Source organism: Vibrio genomosp. F10 str. 9ZD137 (assembly GCF_049974785.1).
Taxonomy (GTDB): Bacteria; Pseudomonadota; Gammaproteobacteria; order Enterobacterales; family Vibrionaceae; genus Vibrio.
The window spans coordinates 1-667 of the sequence record NZ_JBNGCJ010000845.1 but is presented as its reverse complement, the minus strand read 5'-3'; the positions used below and the strand labels follow the sequence as shown (position 1 = coordinate 667).

Sequence of the window (667 nt, the reverse complement as noted above, 5' to 3'; positions counted from 1 at the left end):
ACAACATCAACGTCGGTAATCTCAACATTGCCACACGTTAATGTGCCTGTTTTATCAACGACAAGATGGTTCACTTTACAGAGCGTTTCAAATACATGGCTTTTGCGTAACAAAATACCAAAATTGCCCATTCTTGATGTTGCACACGTGAGTGCTGTAGGGGTTGCAAGAGATAAAGCACAAGGACACGTCGCAACCAACACCGATAACATTATCCAAAACGCATCATCCGGACGCGACTGTTGCCAGAAATACCATGTGCAAGCTGCAACAATAAGAATAACAGCAACAAAGTAACGAGCGACGATGTCAGCTATTTCAGCGATTTTCGGCTTCGACATTTGAGCTTCGTCTTGTAAACGAACAATGCTTGAAATAACGGAATTCGCTTTGGATGCAGACACTTCGAGTTCAAAAGAGTCGTCTCCATTTAAAGTACCCGCAAAAACCATATCACCCTGGGACTTAACTACAGGGAGCGATTCACCCGTCAGCATCGATTCATCAATATGAACTCTACCTGAGCAAATCTTACCATCCGCAGGAATATGCTCTCCGGGAAGCACTCTGATGATGTCGCCAATAGTTAAAGATTTAACAGGAATCTGTTCACCGTCTAGCATTGTCGCTACTGCAGGTATCAGCTTCAGTAAATTACCACTGGCAG

Annotated in this window: 1 protein-coding gene; it reads right to left on the bottom strand. The window is 43.8% G+C overall.

Features of this window, described 5'->3' with window-relative positions; genetic code table 11:
- A partial coding sequence (locus tag ACP45E_RS19060; RefSeq protein WP_141707431.1) for an HAD-IC family P-type ATPase occupies positions 1-667 on the bottom strand: 667 nt, incomplete at both ends.